This is a genomic window from Parerythrobacter aestuarii (genome assembly GCF_030140925.1).
Lineage (GTDB): Bacteria > Pseudomonadota > Alphaproteobacteria > Sphingomonadales > Sphingomonadaceae > Parerythrobacter > Parerythrobacter aestuarii.
Window position 1 is genome coordinate 989,120 of sequence record NZ_JARBWD010000001.1, and the last position, 23,615, is coordinate 1,012,734.

Annotated in this window: 28 protein-coding genes; 16 read left to right on the plus strand and 12 right to left on the minus strand. The window is 62.3% G+C overall.

Annotated elements, in window-relative coordinates:
- Window positions 1-32: 32 nt before the first annotated feature.
- The 4 genes from QPW08_RS04780 (at window position 33) to QPW08_RS04795 (ending at window position 3,257) form a co-directional block, all read left to right on the plus strand.
- The gene (locus QPW08_RS04780; protein WP_284124599.1) at window positions 33-818 is read left to right on the plus strand and encodes an SDR family NAD(P)-dependent oxidoreductase; all 786 of its coding nucleotides are present in this window, start codon (window positions 33-35) and stop codon (window positions 816-818) included.
- 171 nt (window positions 819-989) lie between these two features.
- Window positions 990-1,862, plus strand: coding sequence for a crotonase/enoyl-CoA hydratase family protein (locus tag QPW08_RS04785; RefSeq protein ID WP_284124600.1), 873 nt, complete (start codon window positions 990-992; stop codon window positions 1,860-1,862).
- The gene (gene mtnP / locus QPW08_RS04790; protein ID WP_284124601.1) at window positions 1,859-2,740 is read left to right on the plus strand and encodes an S-methyl-5'-thioadenosine phosphorylase; all 882 of its coding nucleotides are present in this window, start codon (window positions 1,859-1,861) and stop codon (window positions 2,738-2,740) included. The genes QPW08_RS04785 and mtnP overlap by 4 nt, the downstream gene beginning before the upstream one ends.
- Before the next feature lie 49 nt (window positions 2,741-2,789).
- Window positions 2,790-3,257 (plus strand): MarR family winged helix-turn-helix transcriptional regulator, encoded by a 468-nt coding sequence (locus tag QPW08_RS04795; RefSeq protein ID WP_284124602.1) that lies wholly within the window; start codon window positions 2,790-2,792, stop codon window positions 3,255-3,257.
- A gap of 49 nt (window positions 3,258-3,306) precedes the next feature.
- On the opposite strand, the gene QPW08_RS04800 is transcribed toward QPW08_RS04795, so the two are convergent.
- The 7 genes from QPW08_RS04800 to QPW08_RS04830 form a co-directional block, all read right to left on the minus strand.
- Window positions 3,307-4,305, minus strand: coding sequence for a type II secretion system F family protein (locus tag QPW08_RS04800; protein ID WP_284124603.1), 999 nt, complete (start codon window positions 4,303-4,305; stop codon window positions 3,307-3,309).
- 14 nt (window positions 4,306-4,319) lie between these two features.
- On the minus strand, window positions 4,320-5,291 hold the full coding sequence (locus QPW08_RS04805) for a type II secretion system F family protein (protein ID WP_284124604.1): 972 nt from the start codon (window positions 5,289-5,291) through the stop codon (window positions 4,320-4,322).
- A 78-nt stretch (window positions 5,292-5,369) separates the two neighbouring features.
- The gene (locus QPW08_RS04810; protein ID WP_284124605.1) at window positions 5,370-6,653 is read right to left on the minus strand and encodes a pilus assembly protein CpaE; all 1,284 of its coding nucleotides are present in this window, start codon (window positions 6,651-6,653) and stop codon (window positions 5,370-5,372) included.
- On the minus strand, window positions 6,653-7,306 hold the full coding sequence (locus QPW08_RS04815; RefSeq protein ID WP_284124606.1) for a CpaD family pilus assembly protein: 654 nt from the start codon (window positions 7,304-7,306) through the stop codon (window positions 6,653-6,655). The genes QPW08_RS04810 and QPW08_RS04815 overlap by 1 nt, the downstream gene beginning before the upstream one ends.
- Window positions 7,307-7,324: 18 nt before the next feature.
- A complete protein-coding gene (locus QPW08_RS04820) occupies window positions 7,325-8,881 on the minus strand; it encodes a type II and III secretion system protein family protein (protein ID WP_284124607.1) in 1,557 nt (518 codons plus the stop codon).
- Window positions 8,882-8,961: 80 nt separating this feature from the next.
- On the minus strand, window positions 8,962-10,071 hold the full coding sequence (gene cpaB / locus QPW08_RS04825; protein WP_284124608.1) for a Flp pilus assembly protein CpaB: 1,110 nt from the start codon (window positions 10,069-10,071) through the stop codon (window positions 8,962-8,964).
- A gap of 87 nt (window positions 10,072-10,158) precedes the next feature.
- Window positions 10,159-10,659, minus strand: a complete 501-nt coding sequence (locus tag QPW08_RS04830) for an A24 family peptidase (RefSeq protein WP_284124609.1) — start codon at window positions 10,657-10,659, stop codon at window positions 10,159-10,161.
- A gap of 123 nt (window positions 10,660-10,782) precedes the next feature.
- On the opposite strand from QPW08_RS04830, the gene QPW08_RS04835 reads away from it, so the two are divergent.
- The 3 genes from QPW08_RS04835 to QPW08_RS04845 all read left to right on the plus strand — a co-directional run bounded on the left by QPW08_RS04835 (window position 10,783) and on the right by QPW08_RS04845 (window position 13,076).
- Entirely contained in the window at window positions 10,783-11,727 is a 945-nt protein-coding gene (locus tag QPW08_RS04835; protein WP_284124610.1) for an alpha/beta hydrolase, read from the plus strand.
- A gap of 12 nt (window positions 11,728-11,739) precedes the next feature.
- The gene (locus QPW08_RS04840; RefSeq protein WP_284124611.1) at window positions 11,740-12,834 is read left to right on the plus strand and encodes an NAD(P)/FAD-dependent oxidoreductase; all 1,095 of its coding nucleotides are present in this window, start codon (window positions 11,740-11,742) and stop codon (window positions 12,832-12,834) included.
- Window positions 12,835-12,899: 65 nt separating this feature from the next.
- Entirely contained in the window at window positions 12,900-13,076 is a 177-nt protein-coding gene (locus tag QPW08_RS04845) for a YegP family protein (RefSeq protein WP_284124612.1), read from the plus strand.
- Window positions 13,077-13,086: 10 nt separating this feature from the next.
- Here the strand turns inward: QPW08_RS04845 and rnhA are convergent, their stop codons facing one another.
- From rnhA to ispH, 3 genes are read right to left on the minus strand one after another with little or no spacing between them, the layout of a single operon-like run.
- Window positions 13,087-13,533, minus strand: a complete 447-nt coding sequence (gene rnhA / locus QPW08_RS04850) for a ribonuclease HI (RefSeq protein ID WP_284124613.1) — start codon at window positions 13,531-13,533, stop codon at window positions 13,087-13,089.
- Between the two features lie 27 nt (window positions 13,534-13,560).
- Complete coding sequence (gene thrB / locus QPW08_RS04855) at window positions 13,561-14,532, minus strand: homoserine kinase (RefSeq protein WP_284124614.1); 972 nt, start codon at window positions 14,530-14,532, stop codon at window positions 13,561-13,563.
- 10 nt (window positions 14,533-14,542) lie between these two features.
- On the minus strand, window positions 14,543-15,517 hold the full coding sequence (gene ispH / locus QPW08_RS04860) for a 4-hydroxy-3-methylbut-2-enyl diphosphate reductase (RefSeq protein WP_284124615.1): 975 nt from the start codon (window positions 15,515-15,517) through the stop codon (window positions 14,543-14,545).
- Window positions 15,518-15,587: 70 nt separating this feature from the next.
- On the opposite strand from ispH, the gene QPW08_RS04865 reads away from it, so the two are divergent.
- The 9 genes from QPW08_RS04865 to tatC all read left to right on the plus strand — a co-directional run bounded on the left by QPW08_RS04865 (window position 15,588) and on the right by tatC (window position 22,846).
- Complete coding sequence (locus QPW08_RS04865; RefSeq protein WP_284124616.1) at window positions 15,588-16,238, plus strand: hypothetical protein; 651 nt, start codon at window positions 15,588-15,590, stop codon at window positions 16,236-16,238.
- 54 nt (window positions 16,239-16,292) lie between these two features.
- Complete coding sequence (argS, locus tag QPW08_RS04870) at window positions 16,293-18,038, plus strand: arginine--tRNA ligase (RefSeq protein ID WP_284124617.1); 1,746 nt, start codon at window positions 16,293-16,295, stop codon at window positions 18,036-18,038.
- Between the two features lies 1 nt (window position 18,039).
- Entirely contained in the window at window positions 18,040-18,738 is a 699-nt protein-coding gene (locus QPW08_RS04875; protein ID WP_284124618.1) for an SPOR domain-containing protein, read from the plus strand.
- A gap of 107 nt (window positions 18,739-18,845) precedes the next feature.
- The gene (gene nagZ, locus QPW08_RS04880) at window positions 18,846-19,862 is read left to right on the plus strand and encodes a beta-N-acetylhexosaminidase (protein WP_284124619.1); all 1,017 of its coding nucleotides are present in this window, start codon (window positions 18,846-18,848) and stop codon (window positions 19,860-19,862) included.
- Window positions 19,859-20,674, plus strand: coding sequence for a segregation and condensation protein A (locus QPW08_RS04885; protein WP_284124620.1), 816 nt, complete (start codon window positions 19,859-19,861; stop codon window positions 20,672-20,674). The genes nagZ and QPW08_RS04885 overlap by 4 nt, the downstream gene beginning before the upstream one ends.
- A complete protein-coding gene (gene scpB / locus QPW08_RS04890; protein ID WP_284124621.1) occupies window positions 20,671-21,330 on the plus strand; it encodes an SMC-Scp complex subunit ScpB in 660 nt (219 codons plus the stop codon). The genes QPW08_RS04885 and scpB overlap by 4 nt, the downstream gene beginning before the upstream one ends.
- A 60-nt stretch (window positions 21,331-21,390) precedes the next feature.
- The gene (tatA, locus tag QPW08_RS04895) at window positions 21,391-21,624 is read left to right on the plus strand and encodes a twin-arginine translocase TatA/TatE family subunit (RefSeq protein WP_284124622.1); all 234 of its coding nucleotides are present in this window, start codon (window positions 21,391-21,393) and stop codon (window positions 21,622-21,624) included.
- Between the two features lie 21 nt (window positions 21,625-21,645).
- Window positions 21,646-22,026: a Sec-independent protein translocase protein TatB gene (tatB, locus tag QPW08_RS04900; RefSeq protein ID WP_284124623.1), complete on the plus strand. Its 381-nt coding sequence runs from the start codon at window positions 21,646-21,648 to the stop codon at window positions 22,024-22,026.
- Between the two features lie 4 nt (window positions 22,027-22,030).
- The gene (tatC, locus tag QPW08_RS04905; protein WP_284124624.1) at window positions 22,031-22,846 is read left to right on the plus strand and encodes a twin-arginine translocase subunit TatC; all 816 of its coding nucleotides are present in this window, start codon (window positions 22,031-22,033) and stop codon (window positions 22,844-22,846) included.
- Between the two features lie 125 nt (window positions 22,847-22,971).
- On the opposite strand, the gene QPW08_RS04910 is transcribed toward tatC, so the two are convergent.
- Both QPW08_RS04910 and QPW08_RS04915 read right to left on the minus strand, forming a co-directional pair.
- Window positions 22,972-23,190, minus strand: a complete 219-nt coding sequence (locus QPW08_RS04910) for a hypothetical protein (protein WP_326521298.1) — start codon at window positions 23,188-23,190, stop codon at window positions 22,972-22,974.
- 184 nt (window positions 23,191-23,374) lie between these two features.
- A complete protein-coding gene (locus QPW08_RS04915; RefSeq protein WP_284124625.1) occupies window positions 23,375-23,584 on the minus strand; it encodes a hypothetical protein in 210 nt (69 codons plus the stop codon).
- Window positions 23,585-23,615: the final 31 nt, after the last annotated feature.

Genomic DNA, 23,615 nt, shown 5'->3' on the forward strand with positions numbered 1-23,615 from the left:
TTCGCTGCGACTCATGCCAGAGAGGAAAAACAATGGAAGTTTCAGCCAATACTCCCGCAGTCGTCACCGGCGGTGCATCGGGCCTCGGTGCCGCCACGGCCCGCGCGCTTGCAGCCAAGGGAGCCATGGTCGCCATCTTCGACATGAACGAAGAGAAGGGCAACGCCATGGCGGCCGAGCTCGGCGGTGTGTTCTGCAAGGTCAATGTGACCAGCGACGAAGAAGTCGATGCAGGTTTCGCGGCAGCGCGCGAAGCGCACGGCCAGGAGCGGATCCTCGTCAACTGCGCAGGGATCGGCAACGCCATCAAGACCGCCAGCCGCAGCAAGGAAGACGGCTCGATCAAGCATTTCCCGATCAGCGCCTTCGATTTCGTCATCCAGGTCAATCTGATCGGCACCTTCCGCTGCATCGCCAAGTCGGCTGCGGGCATGCTCACGCTCGACCCGATGGGTGAATACGGCGAACGCGGCGCGATCGTGAACACTGCTTCGGTTGCCGGTGAAGACGGTCAGATCGGCCAGGCGGCCTATTCGGCGTCGAAGGCCGGGGTGATCGGCATGACCTTGCCGATTGCGCGCGACCTCATGAACGAAGGTATCCGCGTCAACACCATCCTGCCGGGCATCTTCGACACCCCGCTGCTGCAGGCCGCACCGCAGAACGTGAAGGACGCGCTCGCTGCTTCCGTCCCGTTCCCCAAGCGCCTCGGCCAGCCCGACGAGTATGCCAAGCTCGCCATGTGCATGATCGAGACCGGCTACTTCAACGGCGAGGACGTTCGCCTCGATGGTGCCATTCGCATGGCTCCGCGGTAAGGGTGGACTTTCCTACTCTGATGTCCGGCGCTAGCGTGTCGGCATGATTTTCGAAGCGCCCCGCATTCCCCTGTTCCAGCAGTGGAATCGGGGCGCTGGTTTTTCCGTCTTTGGACTGTGTAACATGCGGTCCATGTGTGCTTCAGATGCGATGATGGGAGAGGCTTCACGATGACCGACTACACCCAGATCCTGGTCGATAAGGATGACGGTATCGCCACCGTCACGCTCAATCGTCCGGAAAAGATGAATGCCTTTACCCGCACGATGATGGACGAAATCATTGCGGCGATGGATGACATCGATGCCGATGACGATGTGCGGGCTGTGATCTTCACAGGGGCTGGGGATCGGGCCTTCTGCGCCGGGGCCGATCTGACGCCGGAAGGCGGAGGACATGTATTCTCGGACCCGACACAGGTCGAAGACCTGTCAGACGAGCGCGTCCGCGATGGCGGCGGGCGGCTGACGCTGCGGTTGTTCGACAGCACCAAGCCGCTGATCAGCGCCTGCAACGGCGTGGCAGTAGGCGTGGGCATCACCATGCAGCTGCCGATGGACATCCGGCTTGCCTCGGACAACGCCCGATACGGTTTCGTCTTCGCCCGGCGCGGGATCGTGCCCGAAGCGGCATCGAGCTGGTTCTTGCCGAAGATCGTCGGAATCAGCCAGGCACTCGAGTGGTGCTATTCGGGCCGCGTGTTCGATGCGCAGGAAGCACTGGCTGGCGGGCTGGTGCGCTCGGTCCACCCGCAGGTCGAACTGATGGATGTGGCTCGCGGGATCGCCCGTGAGATCGCCGACAACACATCGGCCGTGTCCGTCGCCATGACCCGGGCCATGATGTGGCGCCTTCCTAGCGAGGATCATCCGATGGGCGCGCACCGGGTCGACAGCAGGGCGATCTATCGACTGTCGCGCGGCAAGGATGCAAAGGAAGGCATCGCCAGCTTCCTCGAAAAGCGTGCGCCGAACTATCCGGGCAAGCCGAGCGAAGACATGCCCGACTTCTATCCCTGGTGGGAGGAGCCTGAATACAAATGAGCAAGGCGGTGGAGGGTTGGCACATCGGTGTCCTCGGCGGATCGGGCCTCTATGAAGGCATCGCGCTGGAGGAGCAGCAGGTTATTGAAGTCTCGTCTCCCTTCGGGGAGCCATCCGGTCCGGTCACGACCGGGCGCGTCGGGAATGTCAAGCTGACCTTCATGGCACGCCACGGGGCGGGGCACCGCATGTCTCCTGACACTGTCAACTATCGGGCCAATATCGACGTGATGAAGCGCTGCGGGGTGACTGACTTGCTGGCGATCAGCGCAATCGGTTCGCTGCGCGAGGAATTGGCGCCCGGCAGCTTCGTTGCGATAGACCAGTTTATCGACCGGACGATCGGTAGCCGCCCGTCGAGTTTCTTCGGAGAAGGCCTGGTCGCGCATGTGGCGCTTGCAGATCCGGTTTGCGAACGCCTTGCCGGTCTTGCCGCTGATGCCGCCGCAGCTGCCGGGGCCACGGTCCATCGCGGCGGAACCTATGTCGCGATGGAGGGGCCGCAGTTCTCGACTCGCGCTGAGAGCCGGATGTACCGCGAGTGGGGCGGGGACGTGATCGGCATGACCGGCATGCCCGAGGCCAAGCTCGCACGTGAGGCCGAGCTGCCCTACGCCATGCTTGCGATGGTCACCGACTATGACAGCTGGCGCGATGACGAGGCCGGGGTCGAAACCATCGATATCCTCAAGGTGCTGCAATCCAACGCGCAAATGGCACGCGATACCATGCTGCACCTTGTCACTTCGCTGCCCGAGAAGCGGGAACCTAGCCCGCACGACACGGCGCTGGAGTACGCCATCCTGACCGCCCCAGAGCAGCGCGACCCGGTGCTGATGGCCAAGCTCGATGCGGTAGCGGGGCGGGTACTGGGGTAAAGCAAAGCTCGTCTTGCCAGCGGCGATGGTTTCCTTAGAAACTAGTATGATGCCGACAGAAACATCCCACGCCCCGGTGCTGGCAAACTTCCTGCCCTACGAGCTTTCGATCACCTCCAACGCGGTGAGCGGGCGGATTGCCGAGCTCTACCAGGCCCGGTTCGAGCTCAAGATCGCCGAATGGCGCATCATGGCGGTGCTGGGCGAGGCCGAGGCGCGGACCCAGCGCGAGCTGGCGGCGCTGACACTGATGGACAAGGTCGCCGTCAATCGTGCCTGCAAGGTGCTGGAGGATCGCGGGCTGGTCGGGCGCCAGCCCAATGCGCAGGACGGGCGTTCGCACCATGTCGCGCTGACCGACGAGGGCCGGGCAATCTACGGCCAGATCATGCCGCTGGCGCGCGATGTCGAGCGGCAATTGCTGGAACCCTTCACGACGAGCGAGCGCGATGTCCTGCGCGACCTGCTCGGCCGCCTGCGCACGGCTGCCGGACAAATAGAAGCGGCGGAAGACTAGAAGCCTCCCGCCGCCGATCAGCCCTTTGGGGCTGGAGAGTTGGTGATGCCTACATCGAGAAGGCGTCGCTGATCGAACAGGCCGCCGGGCCAAGAATGACGATGAACAGCACCGGCAGGATGAACAGGATCAGTGGTACGGTCATGATCGCCGGCAGGCGCGCTGCCTTCTCTTCGGCCCGCATCATGCGCTCGTTGCGGAACTCGGCTGACAGCACGCGCAAGGCCGAAGCCAGCGGCGTACCGTAGCGTTCGGTCTGCACCATGGTCGTGACCACGCCTTTGACGGCTTCAAGGTCGACGCGATAAGCGAGGTTGTCGAACGCGAGCTTGCGCTCGGTCAGGAATGACAGCTCGATCGCGGTCAGGGCAAACTCGTCGCCCAGTTCCGGATAGGCGCGACCAAGTTCCTTGGCGACGCGGTTGAACGCGGCGTCGACAGTGAGACCGGCCTCGGCGCAGATCACCAGCAGGTCGAGCGCGTCAGGCAAACCCTTGCGGATTGCGTCCGTGCGCTTCTTGGCGATGTTCTTGAGGTAGAGCTCGGGACCCTTGTAACCAAGGCCCAGTGCCGCACAGAGCGCGCCGTAGCGCTTCATGCTGCCCCATTGCGGGAAGAAGTCCATCCAGTAGACGACCGTGAACACGATCAGGCCCAGCACGATCGGCAGCACAAGACGCGCACCGATGACGTAAACCGCCAGTTCCTTGTTGCGAATGCCGGCGTGGGCCAGCTTCTGCTGGATGATCTCGATCTGGCTTTGCTGCAGAACCTTCATGTTCTGCAGGGTGTCCTTGACCTTCTCAGTCGATTCCGTCTTGCGGACCAGGCTCTGGCGCTTCTTGCCACTGGCCTTGACGATTCCGGCCTTGAGCTCGTCGCGACGCTCGTTGAGAGCCTTGACGCGCTTGGCCATAGGATCCTTGACCGTCACGGCGGCATAGATCGCCAGCATGACCGCGAGGGCTGCGATCCCGGCCAGGATCGTCCCGGCAAGGATGACATCGACACCAAGGAGCGTCGGGCCTGCGGGATTTCCGATAAGCATTGTCGTCCTCCCGCTCAGATCTCGAAGCTGACCATCTTGGCCATGATGAATGCACCGATGCTCATCCACACCAGCCCGCCGAGCCCGGTTACGATCAGGCGCTCGTCAGTAAAGAAGCCGCCGATGTAGCTCGGGTTGATCCACCAGATCATCGTGAAAACGATAAAGGGCAGGGCACCGACGATGTAGGCAGAGGCTTTCGATTCCGAGCTCATCGCGCGGATCTTGAGCTTCATCTGGCTACGCTTGCGAAGCACTTCCGACAGGTTGGACAGCGTCTCAGCCAGGTTACCACCGGTTTCGCGCTGGATGGCGAGCGTGATGCAGAAGAAGTTGAACTCCGGAATGCCCAACTTGTCGGCCGTGTTCTGGAGCGCTTCCTCCATCGATTTACCGATCTTGATGCGCTCGACGATGGCCTTGAATTCCACACCGACCGGGCCGGGAATTTCCTGTGCCACGACCGAAAGGGTTTCCGTCACCGGGAGACCCGAACGAAGGCCGCGGACAAGCAGTTCGATTGCGTCCGGGAACTTGGCATTGAAGTCGCCCGTCCGCTTCTTGATGAAGTAGCCCACCACAAGGTGCGGCAATCCGGCTCCGATCACCAGGCCGACAATAAGCGACAGCAATGCGGCGCCGCTGCGCAGGTAGATGATGATGGCGATCGCCAGCGCCAAACCCAGCGAGGCATAGAAATACTGGCTGATGGTCCAGCCCTTGCCGGTGCGGTCGAGGCGGATCTCCAGCGCTTCTGCGCGTGATGTCGCGCCGGCGACCTTTTGCGCCTTTGGCTTGCGAGCCGCGATCGCCTTCTTGAGCTGCGATTCGACTTTGGTGTCGGTGCTTTCGGAATGACGGTAGCGCACGGCATTGAGGCGCCGCTGGCTTTCCTTCGCAGCCGAAGGGCCGGACAGGGCCGTGTAACCGACCACCATCAGGGCCATCAGGCCGCCTCCAAATAGCAGGAGCTGCAAAATGCTCATGCGCTTACTGCCTTTCCCGTACTCACGTCACATTCTGGCGGGCGGGGCTGGTTGCCCCGCCGCCTTGGTTCTGCAGGCCTATTCAGCGGTTGCTTTCTCGGCTGCAGGACTCTTCTTCTTGAGCAGCGACTTGAAGTCGAAGCTGCCAAGCAGCGACTTCTTCTGCGGTTCGTCGCCATCGCCTTCTTCGTCACTGACGCCGATGATGCGTTCAGAGAGCTGGCGGATGACCTGGCTCGACTTTGCGCTGGGATTGGCGTCTGCGAAGACCTGGCCCAGCTTGGCTGCATTGGCGGCCGACTTCGAATCATAGGGAATCGTGAAGTCGATGCTGCGTTCGATCGAGGCTTCGAAATCAGATTTGCTGATCTCGACGGCACCAGTCTGCACCTTGTTGGCGACGATCAACGGCTGCGCATGGGCAGCGTTGGTCTTGAGCCAGGACAGCAGGCGGATCGTGTCGCGCGCCGAAGCGAGCGTCATTTCCGTTGCCAGCACCACGACGTTCACGTCAGCGAGCAAGTGCGGGAAATTGATCAGCATGTTGCGCGGCAGATCGATGACGGTCATTTCGAACGCCTGGCGGAATTCTTCCTCCAGCTGCACGAAGGCCGAACCATCGGTCATCAGCGGCGAATTGATCGGGGCCTCCGCCGAGAGGATGGCGAGGTTGTCGTTGGCGCGGATCATGGCGCGTTCGATGAACAGACCATCGATACGGCTCGGGTTGTCGATCGCATCGGTCAGCCCGCGACCCGGCTCGAGGTCTAGCGCGAGCGCACCGGTGCCGAAGTGCACATCGAGATCGAGCAGTGCGGTCGGCATCTTGTGATCGTCGCTGAACAACCATGCGAGGGAGGTCGAAAGCATCGACGCACCCACGCCGCCTCGCGTGCCGACGACAGCGGTCGAGATGTGGCGTTTGACCGCATCGGGATCAGCGTTCTTCGGCGCAGCGAACACGGCCTGGGCCTGGTTCAACGCGTCGCGCAGCTGTCCGGCAGAAAGCGGCTTCAGCAGGTAGTCGTGAATGCCGCTCGCGAGCAGGTCGCGATAAAGGCGCACGTCATTGACCTGTCCGATGGCGACCACCACCGTACCGGGTTCGCACACCTCGGCGAGGGCGTTGATGTCGTTGAGCGGGTCACCGCTTTCCGACAAATCGACCATCAGGATGTTCGGACTGGCCGAGACCGACAGGGATTGGACCGCGTTGCGCAGGCCGCCCTTGTTGCACTTTTCCGGCTGCCAGCCCATCTCGATGACCACCGGGCGCAGGATGTCCAGCGCGGTGTCGTCGCAGATGTAGGCGGCAAAAGGATCACGATTGCCGGGCATACCGGCGTTCCAGGGCGCGTTCATCAGTTGTTTCCTCCTCCGCCGGTCCCGCCACCGGGCAGGTTGCCAGTGATGCCTTCAGGGGCCTTTTCACGATATGCTTCAACGGCTTGCGACGAACGTCGAACGTAGGTTTCGCCAGAGCCCTTATCGCCGTTCACGAGATCTTCCGGATCCGCGACCATCGCCGCGAGGTTGGAGTTGATCGAACAGCCGTATCCGGGCTGGGTACCGTTGGTGAAGTTCATCTCGGACTGGACCGACCAATCGGGGCAGCCAGGCACCGAAGCGCTCGAACGAGTGATGACCACACGGGCGGAACCCGGCTGGACATAGCCTGAAGTGACCGGTGCACCGTCGCTGACCAGCAGGCCATAACGGCCCGCCAGTGCTGCAATCGAATCCTTGGTAGCAGAGCTCATCATCGGATCTTCGATCGAGACGCGGTCACCATAACGCAGGTCCATCGCTTCGAACCATCCGGCCAGCCGCTGCTGTTCCGGGATGGAAAGGCCACCAGCGCCGGTCTGGACGTCGAGCGTATAGTTGGTGCGTTCGACCACCGGCTGCTTCGTGCTGTAGAGCGTGGCGTTCTGCGGCATGCCGCCGCAGGCCGCGAGGGCGAAGCTGAGACCAATGGTAAGGGCCCCTGCGAACTTGGTTTTCTGGGTGCGCATTGCTTTCACCTTCCTCACTTAGAGACTGAAGCCCGGCGTCGCGGCGGCGGTGCGCTCGCTACGCTTGGAGTCACTGGATTTCTTGTCCGCCTTGCTTTCGGCCTGACGTGGCGAGGTCGGCAGGACAGCGCCCGGCTCGATGCGCGAAACATCGGGCGGCGTGCCATCACGATCGACAGCCGAAGGCTTGGGGCGGCCTGCTTCGTAGGTCGCACCGTTTTGCTGGTAGCCGAGCACGCGTCCCACCTCGTTCGGGCTCTGATAGCCGTCAGTCGGCAGGACGATGTCGTTGGCGTTCACCGGCTTCACGAGATAAGGCGTGACGATGATCACCAGCTCGGTCTCGCCGCGGCGGAACGAGGAAGACCGGAACAGGTTGCCCAGGATCGGAACGTCGCCAAGGCCCGGGGCCTTGCTGACCGAATTCTGCGCCCGGTTGCTCATCAGGCCGGCAATCATGAAGCTCTGTCCCGAGCCCAGTTCAACTGTGGTTTCTGCCCGCCGGGTCGTGATGGCAGGGATCAGCTGGTTGGCACTGAAGTCCAGTTCCGACACTTCCGAACGCACGCGCATCGAAATGCGACCATTGTCCAGGACCACCGGGGCATAGGCTAGGCTGATGCCGTAGGGCTTGAACTGGATAGCAGTCGTGCCGAGGCCAGCCGATTGCTCGTAGGGGTATTCACCCCCGGCAAGGAATTCGGCCGTTTCGCCCGAAAGGGCGGTCAGGTTGGGCTGCGACAGCGTGGTCAGCAGGCCGGTGTCTTCTGCCAGATCGATGGCCGCGCCAATGTCGAGACCAAGGAACTTGGTGAAACCGGAGATCGTGCTGCCCGAAGTCGGGATGGTCGAAACCACCGTCGTTCCGTCCGAGCCACTGGTAACGCCGGTGAACACTTCGCCGCCGACATTCCACTGCGGAATGGCCGTCCGGGTCGAATTGCCGACACCGCCACGGAAACCGCTCGAGGAGTCGAAGGTAGCGAGGTTCGCACCGATCACGCGGGCGAAGTTGCGGTTCACTTCAGCAAAGCGGACCTGCAAATTGACCTGCAGCGGCGTCGCCATCTTGAGACGGCTGATGACATTGGCGTTGTCGCCGAGGAAAGCCGACACCAGACGTTCGGCTTCCGCCACGTCTTCCGGCGACGAGACCGTGCCGGTCAGCAGCACCGTATTCGTTCCCATGGTAGCGGTCGCGATTTTCGCTTCCGGCATCGCCAGCGACAGCATCTGGTCGAGGCTGTCGATGTTGGAGCCGACGCGAACATTGGCAGCCCAGATCACATCGCCCGCCGAGTTGCTGGCATAGATGGTGGTTTCGCCACCGGCCTTGCCGAATACGTAGAGCTGGCGTTGCGACTTGACCTGCACGTCTGCGATGGCCTCGTTGGCAATGAAGACGTCGGTCATGGAACCGGGAATGCTGATCAGTTCGCCGCGACCGATCGACAGGACCACATCCTGCGACGGCTTCACGACCGACTGGGCGTTCGCCAGGCTGGCCGGACCAGCTGCCAGCGGCAGCGTGGCAAGGCTCAACATCAGAGCTTTGGCAATCAGGCGACGTTTCATGGTGTTGCCCCTTGGCTGTGTGGGTGCCGATTTCGATTGGCGGCGAAGGTGTGCGGTTGTCTGCGTTGTCATGTTTGGCCTCACCGGATCATTGCGCCGGAAGCCGCCGGAACGGTCTTCGCTGCTTCGTCGAGGCCCTGGCGCTGGCCGGACAGGATCCGGCCGGTTGCACCCACTTCGACGTCGGTGGTCTGCTTGCCACGGGTGACGCGGACGGTCGGGACCGAGCGTACCACGACCTGGCCATCGATGCCGCCGTTCTTCCGCGCGGTTTCGATGAAGGCTGCAGCAGCTTCCTGGGCTTTCTCTTCCTTGCTCTTGGGCAGGGACGAATTCTGAAAGCGCGAGACATCGCCGCCGGTGACATAAGAGGTCGGCCCGTCGTTCGGGGCATTCATAGCCGCCTGCAGGATCTTCTCTTCTTCTTCCGGCGAAGCGCCATCCGGGATCTTGACGTCACCCGAAGCGATAGCCCGTTCGAGTTCGGCCTGGTTGTCGGCGATCGAGCGAAGCGCAAGGCTAAGCGTGCCGATCGTCTGGGCCACAGCGACCTTCTCTGCGATCTTCGGCGTCACTTCGAGGGTGACGGTGCGGAAAGCGCGGACGACAGTCTTGCCGTTCTCATTGGTGGTCTGGTCGGTGCGCTGGTCGGTGGCAAGGACGCGCAGGTTGCGCAGGATGGTCTCGGTAGCCTTGAGGCCGCCTTCATCACCCTTGACCGCCTGGGTCAGCATCAGGTCGACGCGGTCGCCCGGGAACACGAAGCCGGCAACACCGGTGTTGGCGGAAACCGGGACGGTGATGGCGCGCATGCCCGGGCCGAGAGCCGCAGCGAGGAAGCCGCGGTCGCCGGGGCTCACCAGCGAGCCTTGGGTAACAGGCTCACCGGCCGTCACCTGGAAGCGCACGACAGTGCCGAGCAGTTGCGTGATGTCGGATTCGCCTTCGATGAAGTAAGCGTCCTGCACCAGCTCTTCCGGCCATTTCTGGAAACCGAGGGCGTCGGCGGTAATGATGGTACCGACCGGCAGGCTGCGCTGGGCAACCAGTACCTTCGGACCCTGCGGTTCCTGGACCGCGGCTTCCGCCTGCGGCGCAGAGGCCCCTGCAAACATGCTACGGGCCGCCAAGGCGGTGCCTACCGCAATGATCAGCGCTGCGAGCAGCAGAACCAGTTTCTTCCTGTCCATGGCTATCAAGCCCCCTTCAATCGGTCCCGCAAACAGCGCGGGCAGGTATGGTTGCCGTGGTTACGGCCCCAATGGTTAAAATCGGGTTCACCCCGCTGCACCGGTGTGGCCGAGCGCAGTTGCAGTGAGCGGAAAGTATTCAGTCGAGAGGATCCACAGCCCGGCCGCGGAGATGGCGACGCCATAAGGGATGGCCAGCCGATCCTTTTGCCGACGCATGAAATGCCACATGCCGAACAACAGGGTCAGCACACCGCCAACCAGCGCCATGATGATCACGAGTTTGAGAAACAGGGCGGGCGCAATCCACAAGGCGAGAGCCGTCAGCAACTTGACGTCACCGCCTCCCATCCAGCGCAGCGCAAACAGGCCGGCACAGATGAAGAAGGTTACAACGGCGACTCCGAACTGCCACGCAACGTCAGGCCACAGGGCCAGGCCGCTGGACCACCAGAATAGCGGAGCAGCCAGCGCAATGCCGGCATTGAGCCAGTTGTCGATCTGGCGGCGCTTCAAGTCCGTGAACGCGGCAACCAGTAGTGCGATTGCCAAGGCCACGAGCAGCCCGTAGTGGAGATATTCCAGCATTGATTTCCCCTGTGATCCCCCTTCACAGGTGCCGGTGCTACAGATCATCACTTACCAAAAAGTAACCAACGCCAGAGGTGCGCCATTAGCCATCCGCACAAATCCGGTTCTAACCCTGATCCGATGGGCATCGATCGCCGGGCCATACCTGCAGCGGCAAAGGAAGGCTGGTTCCAGCTGCCCGACGGCCACAAGGTCCGCCGGATCGATTGGCCGGGAGGTGTACCGACTGCTCGCGGATCGATCCTGTTCATGCCCGGGCGCGGCGACAATTATGAGAAATATCTCGAAAGCCTGGAACAATGGCACCGTGCCGGCTGGCGCGTGACGGCGGCCGACTGGCGCGGGCAAGCCGCGTCAGGGCGGCTCGGCAGTGATGCGGTGACCGGCCATATTGATGATTTCTCGACCTGGATCGACGATCTGGCGGCAGTTTGGAGTGCCTGGAAGATCGAGACGCCGGGCCCGCATGTCCTGGCGGGGCATTCGATGGGTGGGCATCTGGTGCTGCGAGCGGTTGCGGAAAAGAGGGTCGATCCGGACGCGGTGGCCCTGTCAGCCCCGATGTTGGGTTTTGTCGGCAATCTCCCGGTCGGGCTAACGCATGCCGTCGCGCGATTGATGACGCGCCTTGGCGACCCCAGGCGACCGGCATGGAAATGGAGCGAGAAACCCGGCGAGGTTCCGGCGGGAAGGCTCAAGTTGCTCACCCATGATGACGCGCGGTACCAGGACGAGCTTTGGTGGCGACAAGCGCGGCCTGAACTGGTCATGGGACCGGGCAGCTGGGGATGGGTCGAACGTGCCTATGCCTCGATGCGCGGACTGTTCGCTGCCGGCAAGCTGGAAGCGGTGCAAGTGCCGGTGCTCTTGCTCAGTACAGCGAACGATAAGCTGGTCAGCCACAAGGCCGTGGTGAATGCCGCCAGCCGCTTGCCGCATGGCGAGTTGGTTGCTTTCGGCAAGGAAGCCCATCACGAAATCCTGCGCGAAATCGACGAGGTTCGCGACCGGGCCATGGGAGCGATCGCCGAATTCCTTGACCGCACCGCGCCGGCGGAGGTCTGACGAGCCAGCGCAATGCCCGATTTCGACATTGCCATCATCGGTGCCGGAATGGCCGGGGCCAGCCTCGCGGCGGAGTGCGCGCCGTATGCCCGTATCCTGCTGCTCGAAGCAGAGGACATGCCAGGCTACCATACCACCGGTCGTTCCGCTGCGTTCTGGGAGGAATGCTACGGCGGACCGGAAATCGTTCCGCTAACCCTGGCCTCAGGCCCGTACTTGCGGGAGCACGGTTTCCTCTCTCAACGCGGCGCGCTTTATGTAGCGCGTCGGGAAGGTGTGGCGGCGCTCGATGCATTCATGAAACGGTTCGGAAATTCCGGCGTGACAATAGAGCGCATCGGTCGCGTCGGGATGCTGGCGCAGGTGCCCGGACTGCGCGAGGAATGGTGCGAAGCGGTGTGGGAGCCCTATTGCTCGGACATCGATGTGGCAGGGCTGCACCAGCACTATCTCAGCATGGCGAAACGGCACCGGGTAACGCTCGAATGCCGCGCCAGGGTCGCTGAAATCGTACGTGAAGGAAGCCATTGGCACATTGCGACCGGTGACGGACGATCATGGAGGGCGGCGACGATCGCCAACGCTGCCGGTGCCTGGGCAGATCAACTGGCGGAGATGGCCGGTGCTAAGTCGCTGGGTATCCAGCCGTACCGCCGAACTGTGGCCCAACTGGTGACGGACCCGGCTCCGAAACCTGACCAGCCACTCGTGCTAGACATAGAAGGCCGTTTCTATTTCAAACCGGAATCCGGTCGGGTCTGGCTGAGTCCCCACGACGAAGTGGCAAGCGAGCCGTGTGATGCGGCCCCGGAAGAGCTGGCGGTCGCCGAAGCGATCGACCGATTCCAGCATGTGGTCGACTGGAATGTGCGCAAGGTGGAACGCAAGTGGGCGGGCCTGCGCAGTTTCGCGCCCGACCGGCAGCCGATTTATGGCTGGGATCCGGAATGCGAGGGGTTCTTCTGGTTCGCCGGACAGGGCGGCTTTGGCATCCAGACGGCGCCCGCCGCTGCGAAATTTGGTGCCCAGCTGCTCTTGGGCCTGCCGTGCGACGATTTTACATCTTCGCTTGATCAGGCCCTTTATGCCCCACACAGGTTCCGCTAGCGTCGCCCATGACGTCGCGCCCCGTTCGTGGGTGCAGGGTCCCACAAACAGACGAGAGGGCGAAGATGGCTCACACTTTTGAGATCTACAAAGACAATGCCGGCGAATTCCGGGTCCGCTTCAAATACAATTCGGAAGTGATGTTCTCTACCCAGGGCTATTCGCAGAAGTCGAGCGCGCAGAACGCCATCGACTCGATCAAGAAGAACGGCCCGGGTGCCGATGTAGTCGACAACAGCTGAGGCTGTTCAGCTAGCCCAGCCGGGCAGCTTGAAGGTCGGCCGCGTCGCTTGCGATGCGGTCGACCCTTTCATTTTCAACATGGCCGTTGTGTCCCCGGACCCAATGCCATGTGATCTCGTGGCGCAGTTCGGCCTCGATCAGGTCGTGCCACAGGTCTTCGTTGCGAACCGGCTTCTTGCTGGCATTGACCCAACCGCGCTTCTTCCAGCCGTGGACCCACTTGGTGATCCCGTCGACGACATATTTGCTGTCGGTGTAGAGGTCGACATTGCACGGCTCGATCAGCGCATTGAGCGCTTCGATTACAGCGCGCATTTCCATGCGGTTGTTGGTCGTCTCCGCTTCGCCACCCGAAAGCTCTTTCTCGTGGCGACCCATGCGCAAGATTGCGCCCCAGCCACCGGGGCCGGGGTTTCCCTTGCAGGCACCATCGGTGAAGATTTCGACCTGTTTCATGTCCATGCCTCTAGCTTGCCATGCATCTCAGGCGAAGGCCTTGTCGCCCTCTTCGGCGTAAAAGTCCCACCTTCGGACAAAGTCCATCGGGTCCTTGCGGGTGACATGGGCATCGGCCGGGGTGTCGATCCAGTCCTCGGCGCGGCTGGCAATGAACCGCAGGCAGGCTCCCTGTGCCAGGATCGGCAACGCGGCACGTTCTGCCGCTGAGAGCGGTCGAACCGATTCGTACCCCGCTAGCAACGCGGTTGCGACATCGGGACGAAATGCCTGCCCGGATGGATCGAAACACCAGGCGGCATGTGTAACCGCCAGATCATACGCCAGCGTATCGTGGCAGGCGAAATAGAAATCGATCATGCCGGTTACGCGGTCGCCCAGCATCAGTACATTGTCCGGGAAAAGGTCGGAATGAATGATCGCCTCGGGCAAACCTGCGGGCCAAAGTCCCTGTAATGCAGTGCCCCGGGCGATGGCAGCGAAGACGGCCGGATCGATAAGCGACAAATCCCGCTCTCCGCACCGCTGCAACGTGGCGATATTGTCGGCAACGCTCAGGTCATTTGCGCGGGTTTGCGAGAACGACTTCGCCGCAATATGCATCTCGGCCAAAGCTGCGCCGACCGCGCGTACCTGCGCTGCGGTTGGCGAATCAACCGACACGCCGGGCAGATATTCGATCAATGCCACCGCCTTGCCATCGATTTGTCGCCACGATGCGCCGGTGCGATCATGGATCGTTCGGGGCACTGGCGCGCCGGCGGATGACAGGTGATCCAGCAGATCGAGGAAGAATGGCAAGTCCGCCAATTCGATCCTTCGCTCGTACATGGTCAGGATGTAGCGGGCACCCGCGCCATCATTGCCACTGGTCTCGATCAGCCAGTTGGAGTTGGAGACCCCCTCGGCAATTCCCTTGACTGAAACCAGCTCGCCCACGTCGTATTCCGCGATCAATGCGGCCAGTTCTTCGGAAGACAGGTGAGTGTAGACCGCCATCGGCGCAACGTCAGTCCATCAGCTGGCGGGGGAGCTTGAACACCATGTTCTCTTCAGCGGCGGCGATAGTGTCTTCTTCGACAGTGCGCCACTCCGCCAGCTTGTCGACCACTTCGCGCACGAGTTTTTCCGGAGCCGAGGCGCCGGCGGTGAGGCCGATGGTGCCGACACCGTCGAGCCATGCGGGATCGATCTCATCAGCGCGCTGGATCAGCTTGGCCACAGTTCCGAGACGTTCAGCCACTTCGACGAGGCGCAGCGAATTGGAGGAATTGGGTGCACCAATTACCAGAACCAGGTCCGCGCCTGGGGCAATCTGCTTGACAGCGGCTTGCCGATTGGACGTGGCATAGCAAATGTCTTCCGCCTTGGGTCCGCGAATATGGGGGAATCGCTCTTCCAGCGCTCCGACGATCTCAGCTGTATCGTCGACCGAGAGTGTCGTCTGAGTGAGGTAGGCCAGCGGTTCTTCCGTATCGAATGCCAACTTCGCCACGTCCTCGACCGTTTCCACCAGTGTCATTTGACCCGGTTCGACCTGGCCCATGGTGCCGATGACCTCGGGATGGCCGGCATGGCCCACGAAGATGATGTGCCGCCCTTTTTCGATCTGCCGCTCAGCCTGGCGGTGGACCTTGCTCACCAGCGGGCAAGTGGCATCGACATAGAGCAGCTCGCGTGCCTGCGCCTCGGCCGGGACCGACTTTGGCACGCCGTGAGCGCTGAAAACCACGGGGACGCCATCGGGCACTTCGTCAAGTTCCTCGACGAACACGGCGCCTTTCTCGCGCAGCGATTCGACGACGTAGCGGTTGTGCACGATTTCGTGCCGGACATAGACCGGCGCACCGTATTTCTCGATCGCTCGCTCGACAATCTCGATGGCTCGGTCGACACCGGCGCAAAATCCGCGTGGCGCAGCGATGAGAAGGCGCAAACCGGGTTTTGTCTGCGTCTCGTCGGGGGATGGAAAGGGCGCGTTCATGGTGCGCCCTCTAGCGCTTTCGCAAGACGCCCGCTAGGGCACGCGTGATCGTATGTACGAAGGACGGCTCATGACCCCGCATTTCCGCCTGTTTCTCCCGCTTGCTGCATTGGCTGTGCTGGCCGGTTGCAAGAGTGACGGCGAACTTGTTGTTACCGAGGGTGTCGGCGTTACGGCCACCCGCACTGCCTGCCCGGCCGTGGGCGTGCCTGATTACACCGGCGATATCACTACCTTCCGCTCGCCTACTTCGCGCACCGTAAACGATATCGACGTGACCGCTGCGATTACCAATGTACGGTCGACTTGTGACGAAACCGGCGAACGCATCTATTCCAACGTCACGTTCGACGTGCTGGCGAGCCGCACCGACACGCGCGGTGCCCGCACAGTGCAATTGCCCTATTTCTCGACGGTACTGCGCGGCGGCTCGGCGGTTGTGACCAAGCGGATTGGTACCGTTACGCTGACCTTCGCAGATGGCCAATCCCGCGCACAGGCAAGCGCGCAGGCCGGGGCGTTTGTCAACCGGGCGGAAGCGACACTGCCGGCCGATATTCGTGACCGCATCACTCGCAAGCGCAAGCCTGGTGATGTCGATGCCGCGCTCGATCCGCTGGCCGATCCTCAGGTTCGTGCAGCGCTCCAGCGCGCCACATTCGAGCTGCTGGTGGGTTTCCAGCTGAGCGAGAGCCAGCTGGCCTACAACGCGACCCGCTAACCTCTCTGCATATCGGCTTTGCGCCCGCAGCCGTTTCCGGCTAACCGCGCGCGCATGTCCGATATGAACACCCTCCATGCCGCCTTTGCGGCCAAGGTCGACGCAGTCCTGTCAACTCTGGAAGCCGAAGGTGTGCTGCCCGCCGGGATCGAGCGCAAGAACGTGACGGTAGAGCCGCCACGCGATCCCGGGCATGGCGACCTCGCCACCAATGCCGCCATGGTGCTGGCCAAACAGGCTGCCACCAATCCGCGCGCGCTGGCGGAAAAGCTGGTCGAACACCTCGTGCGCGATCCCGACATCACGGCGGCAGAGATTGCCGGGCCGGGTTTCATCAACCTGCGCCTGTCCGATGCAGCGTGGCTCGGCGAGCTTGAGGCCATCGCGGCGCTGGCCGCCGAATATGGTCGCTCGACCATGGGTGCGGGCAAGCGGGTCAATGTCGAATATGTCTCCGCCAATCCGACCGGGCCGATGCATATGGGCCATTGCCGCGGCGCGGTGGTGGGTGATGCGCTGGCCAGCCTGCTGGAATTTGCCGGCCACCCGGTGACGCGGGAATACTATGTCAACGACGCAGGCGGGCAGGTCGACACGCTCGCGCGGTCAGCCCACCTCCGCTATCGCGAGGCGCTCGGTGAAGACATCGGCGACATTCCTGAAGGATATTACCCCGGCGACTATCTCAAGCCCGTCGGCCAGGCTGCGGCTGCCGAATTCGGCGACCGCTTCAAGGATGCGCCCGAAAGCGAATGGCTGGACATCTTCAAGGCTTTCGCGGCCGAGCGGATGATGGACATGATCCGCGCCGACCTGAAGCTCCTCGGCATCAATCATGACGTTTTCGCTTCCGAAGCCGCGCTGCAGGCTGCTGGAAAGCCTGAAGAAGCCGAAGCCTGGCTGCGTGAACACGACCTTGTCTACGACGGGGTACTCGAACAGCCCAAGGGCAAGGTTGTCGAGGACTGGGAGCCGGTTGAGCTGCCGCTGTTCCGCTCGACCAAGTTCGGCGACGACCAGGATCGCCCGATCAAGAAGTCCGACGGCAAATGGACCTACTTCGGGGCAGATCTCGCCTATCATATGCAGAAGGCCGAGGACGCCGACGCGCTGATCGACATCTGGGGCGCGGATCATGCCGGGACCGTCAAGCGGATCAAGGCCGCGGTTGCAGCGCTCTCCGAAGGACAGGGAAAGCCGATTCCGTTCGACGTGAAGCTGGTACAAATGGTGCAACTGATGCGCGCCGGCGAGCCGGTGAAAATGTCCAAACGCAGCGGCAATTTCATCACCATCGCTGACATGGTGGAAGAGGTAGGCAAGGACGTTGTCCGCTTCACCATGCTGACTCGCAAGCCTGAAGCACAGATGGACTTCGACTTTGCGAAAGTCGTCGAGGCATCGAAGGACAACCCGGTATTTTACGTCCAGTATGCCCATGCCCGGATCCATTCGACCCTGCGCAAGGCGAAAGCGGAGGGGATCGAGCCCTCCGACGCGGCGATCGAGCGGCTGGGCGAGCCCGAACTGGGGCTTGTCAAGCAGGCGGCGCAGTTCCCGCGGATCGTCGAAGCAGCGGCGGCAGCGCGCGAACCGCATCGGATTGCGTTCTTCCTCTACGACCTCGCGAGCGCATTTCACTCCTTCTACAACCTCGGGAATGACGATCCCTCGAAGCGCGTCATCCTGGCACAGGATGCGGAGCTTTCTGCGGCAAGGCTTTTCCTTGTCGGCGCAATCGGGCAAGTTATCCGCAATGGCTTAACCCTGCTGGGGGTCGAGGCCGTGGAGGAGATGTGAGATGATGGCGCTTGGCGGCGACGACGAGAACGAATTCGACGCTCCCGAAGAGGAAGCGTGGGAAGGCGAGGAAGAAGAGCTCGACCTCGACGAAGATGAATCCCTGCCGTGGCTGGAATCGTCAGACTATGAAGAGGACGAAGGTGTCGACACCGGACGGATTGTCGGCTTTGTCATCCTTTCACTGGTCGCGCTAGGCCTGATTATCGGCCTGTTCTGGTTCTTTACCAATCGCGGCACCGATCCCGAGCTCACAGCTGACGGTTCGACCATCGAAGCCCCTGAAGGCGCGGCCAAGGAAGCGCCGGAGGATCCCGGCGGCAAGGTCTTCGACGGGACCGGCGATGTCGCGCCAGCCGTTGGCGAGGGCCAGACCCGCGAAGGGCGACTTGCCGATGGAGACACGGCACCCAAGCCGAGCGTGGAGACACCGTCTGCGAATAACGCCGGTTCCGCCAGCGTACCTGCCGGCACGGCCGTGCAGGTCGGGGCCCTGTCATCAAAGGCCGGGGCCGAGCAGCGCTGGCGCGAACTGGCGCGGCAGACCGATGCCCTGCAGGGCTTCAAATATCGGATCGAAGAGGCCCGGATCGACAATGGAACGGTCTATCGCCTGCAGGCTATTGCAGGTGACAAGGCCGCGGCCGATCGCCTGTGCAACGCGCTGAAGGCCGACGGCATCCAGTGCCTGGTGAAATGACCCGTTAAACGCGTGGAAAACTTGGCTTGAATCCATAGTGAATTTCCACACTCGGAGGTCCGCTCGCCCTTGCGGCAAGCGGGCTTTCTTGCGAATCTCTTCCTCTTATGACGCCCGCAATCTTCGGTATGTCCGGCCTCGCATTGACGGCGGACGAGCGTGCCTTCTTCAAGGAGGCCGATCCGGCGGGCTACATCCTGTTCGGACGCAATGTCGAAAGCCGTGCCCAGATGCACGCGCTGACCGATGAATTGCGGGCGATCCATGGGCGCGACGAGCTGTTCATCTGTATCGACCAGGAAGGCGGCCGGGTGGCGCGGATGAAGGCACCCGAATGGACGACATTCCCGGCCGGCGAGACATTTGACCGGCTCTATCGCCAGGCACCTGCCAGCGCGATCGAAGCAGCGCGCGTGAACGCGCAGGTACTGGGAATGGAACTGGCCGAAGTCGGCATCACAGTCGATTGCCACCCGCCGCTCGATGTCCGCCAGCCCGGCGCGCATGACGTGATCGGCGACCGATCACTGGGCAGCGACCCGATGCAGGTGGCGGCACTTGGGCGCGCCATCCTCGACGGGCTGGGGCGCGCCGGCGTGCTCGGCTGCATCAAGCACATGCCGGGCCATGGCCGGGCGCAGTGTGACAGCCACAAGGAAATGCCGACGGTGCATGCTACGGTGGAGGAACTGCAGGTCGACCTCGCTCCGTTCAAGGCGCTTTCGGACACTCCGGTGGGCATGACCGGGCACCTGCTGTTCCCGGCCTGGGATAGCAAGAACCCGTCGACACTGTCATCTACCATCATCGGCGACATCATCCGGGGCGAGATCGGGTTCGACGGGCTGCTGTTGACTGACGATATCGACATGCAGGCGCTTTCCGGCACCATCCCGGAACGGGCCGAGCGAGCCCTCTCCGCGGGATGTGACGTGGTCCTGAATTGCTGGGGCACGATGGAGGACATGCAGGGCATCGTCGCGCGCTGCGGCACCATGCGGGCTGAGAGTGTCGCGCGGCTGGAGCGAGCGCTGGCGTCGCGCAAGGCGGGGCTTGAAGCCGACAAGGCCACCTTGCTGGCGAAGCGCGATGCGCTGTTAAGTGTGGAAGGGGCGGCGGTATGACCGACGAAGATGCGCTGATCGTGCCGAGTGAGGATGCGCTGACTGACAGCGAGGCTTGGGAAGGCATCGCCGCGCCCGGCAGCAAGGACGAAGGCGCACTCTACCTCGCGCTTGACGGGTGGGAGGGGCCGCTTGACCTGCTACTCGACCTGGCGCGGCGGCAGAAGGTTGACCTGCGCCAGATTTCGATCCTTGCGCTGGTCGACCAGTATCTCGATTATATCGAGCGGGCCGAGGCGCTGAAGCTGGAATTGGCCGCCGATTACCTCGTGATGGCGGCGTGGCTGGCCTATCTCAAGTCGGCGTTGCTGCTGCCGAAGGAAGAACAGGAGGATCCCAGCCCGGAAGAGCTCGCGCTGCGGCTGCAATTGCGCCTGCAGCGGCTGGGGGCAATGCGCGAATCGGCGGCACGACTGATGGCGCGCGACCGGATCGGGCGCGACGTGTTCGTGCGCGGTGCGCCCGAGGGACTGCGGATCGACCGCAAGACCCAGTGGCGCGCCGAATGGTACGATATCGTTCAGGCCTATGGCCAGGTGAAAGCCCGTACGGCGCCGGTCGTCCACATGGTCGCCGAACGCCCGGTTATGACGCTCGACAGCGCGCTGGACCGGGTGTCCGCCATGCTGGGCGTCACGCTCGACTGGATGACGCTGGAGGAATTCCTGCCGCCGCATGCCGACCCGCAGCTGCGCCGCAGCGCCAAGGCCTCGAGTTTCGTCGCCGCGCTGGAATTGGCCCGGTTGGGCAAGGCCGAAATTGCACAGGACGAAATCTTCGGCGAGCTTCGCCTCAGGAGAGTTACGGTATGAGCGCGCCCGATGCCTTGCAGCGAGCCATCGAAGCCACGCTGTTTGCCGCCGAAGAGCCCATGAGCGTCGATTCGCTGTGCACGCACCTCGGCGATGCCGAGGCGGGGGATGTGCGTGAAGCGCTCAAGGCGCTGGAAGAGACCTATTCCGAACGGGGTATCCATCTCGTCGAGCGCTCCAAGCGTTGGCATTTCCAGACTGCGCCGGACCTTGCGCATCTGCTGCGGCGTGAAAAGGAGCAGGTGCGCCGCCTTTCGCGCGCAGCGACAGAAGTGCTCGCCATCATCGCCTATCACGAGCCGGTGAGCCGTGCGGAAATCGAATCGATTCGCGGAGTGCAGACCGCCAAGGGTACGCTAGACGTGCTGATGGAGGCTGGCTGGGTCCGGGTCGCGGGGCGCCGCGAAGTGCCGGGTCGGCCCGTGATATACGCTACGACACCCGATTTCCTGCAGCATTTCGGCCTTGAGAGCCGAAAGGACCTGCCTGGGCTAGACGAGCTCAAGGCGGCAGGCCTGCTCGATCCGGTCGACGACGCTTATGATGCCCTCGCCGGCGAGGATCCAAGCGGCGATGGCGAAGCTGATGACGAGAGTGTCGAAGACACCGATGAAGGCACTTTCGACACGTTCGAAGACGAGCAAACGCAAGCCTGACTGGCGCTCTTTGCCGGCAACGCCTATATTCGTTCCAACAGCTACCTAAAGTGAGGTCCCATGGGACAGATTGGCATTTGGCAGATCCTGATTATCGCGCTGGTTATCCTCGTCCTGTTCGGGCGCGGGCGCATCTCCGAGATGATGGGTGATTTCGGCAAGGGTGTGTCGAGCTTCAAGAAGGGGCTGAACGACGACGAGAAGCCTTCGCAGCCTGCCGGCAATCTCGAATCGCCCAAGGTTGACGCGAGCCCGACGGCCAACGAAACCAAATCCACCGACCAGCAGGGCTGACGCCCGCAGGAGAGCGCCGCCATGTTCGATATCGGCGCGACCGAACTGCTGGTGATCGCCATTGTCGCGATCCTGGTGATCGGTCCCAAAGACATGCCGCTGGCCTTGCGCACTGCAGGACGCTGGATTGCGAAGGTACGGCGCGTCTCCAGCCATTTCCGCAGCGGGCTCGATGCCATGATCCGCGAAGCCGAAATAGAAGAGATGGACAAGAAATGGCGTGAGCGGAACGCTGAAATCATGGCGAAATACCCTGACGAGGGAGAGATGGTGCCGATGTCCGAACCAGCACCCGATGCAGCAACCAGCCCGACGGCAGCAGAAGCCAGGGCAGCGCATGCGGAAAGTCGGGGCGAAGACCCTCCACCCGCAGATCCTGCGTCAAACGAAGCAAAGGATTGAGGCCGTGGCATTCGGCATCAAGGATATCGACGAAACGCAGGCTCCGTTGCTCGATCACCTGGTGGAGCTGCGCAGTCGCCTCTTGCGCTCGGTGCTGGCGTTGGCAGTCGCGTTCGGTATCTGCTTCTACTTTGCCGACGAGATTCTCGGTTTCCTCGTCCGGCCGCTCAATGATGCGTTTCCGGCCGGGCAGGGCAAGCTGATTTTCACCCAGCTCTACGAAGTGTTCTTCGTCGAGCTCAAAGTCGCGCTGTTCGCAGGCTTTTTCGTCAGCTTCCCGGTCATTGCGAACCAGATGTGGGCGTTCATTGCGCCAGGGCTGTATGCCAAGGAGAAGAAGGCGTTCCTGCCGTTCCTGATCGCGACGCCGATCCTGTTCACGGCTGGCGGAGCTTTGGCATACTATGTTGTGATGCCAACGGCATTCCGCTGGTTTCTGGGTTTCCAGGGCAATGTTGGCGGGCTCGACGTAGAAGCCTTGCCCAGCGCGGGCGCCTATCTTGGCCTCGCAATGCAGTTCATCCTGGCTTTCGGGGTGAGCTTCCTGCTGCCGGTATTGCTGCTGTTGCTCAACCGGGCAGGCATCGTCAGCCGCGACCAGTTCGCCAGGGCGCGCCGCTATGTGATTGTCGGGGTAGTAGCATTGGCCGCAATCGTTACGCCGCCCGATCCGGGGTCGCAGCTGATCCTGGCCGCACCGCTATACCTGCTGTTCGAGGGTTCGATGCTGCTGATGTGGTTCAGCGATCGGAAGCAGGCCGGGGCTCCGGGTTCCGATGCGGCGGAAGAGCAGCCCGCCGACGAGCCTGCAACGCGCTGATTTTCAACCGGGCAAGATTTCGTCGTGCTTGGCCGGGCAGCTGTTCTTCTGGCTCCGAACCTCGAACAGGCAATAAAAAAGCGGGGCACAAGGCCCCGCTCTTTTATTCTGTTTGTCCGTCAGGCTTAGCCGCTGACAGGGTTGTCGTCGCCGCCAGCAGCAATGATGATGCCGCCGATGAAAGCGAGCGCAGCGAAGATGCCGAGCAGCGTACCGCCGCCACCAGCTTCGCTTTCGCCTTCGACCGGAGCCGAAAGACGATCAAAATTGGCTTCAGCCACAGCCGGTGCAGCAGCGAGAGAGACGGCAGCAGCAGCAGCCAGAACACCACGGAATTTCATCATTGCCCTCCTTGAGGAAGATTCTTGTTGCAAACTTCACGAGCGTAATAGGGAAGCGACGGAGCAAGCGCAACCCCGAAAAACCCTGCAAATCAACTGCTATTGCAAGCGTGCAACGCCTTGAAAGAGAAAGGGCCCGTGGCGCGAACCACAGGCCCTTCTTGATAAGCTTTGCCGGACCGGCCGATCAGCCGCTTACGGGGTCGTTGTCATCGCTGGCGATGATGATGATCCCGGCGATGATCGCAGCGGCACCGAGGATCAGGAAGATGTCGGACTGCCCCTCTAGCTTGCTTTCACCGGTCACCGGTGCGGCGTCGCGCAGCGATTCAGCGGCGACAGGTGCGGCAGCGAGGCCGAGAGCAGCGGTCGCCAGAGCGATCTTGCGAAAAATCATAAAGTAACTCCACATTCTTTTGCTTGAGGTG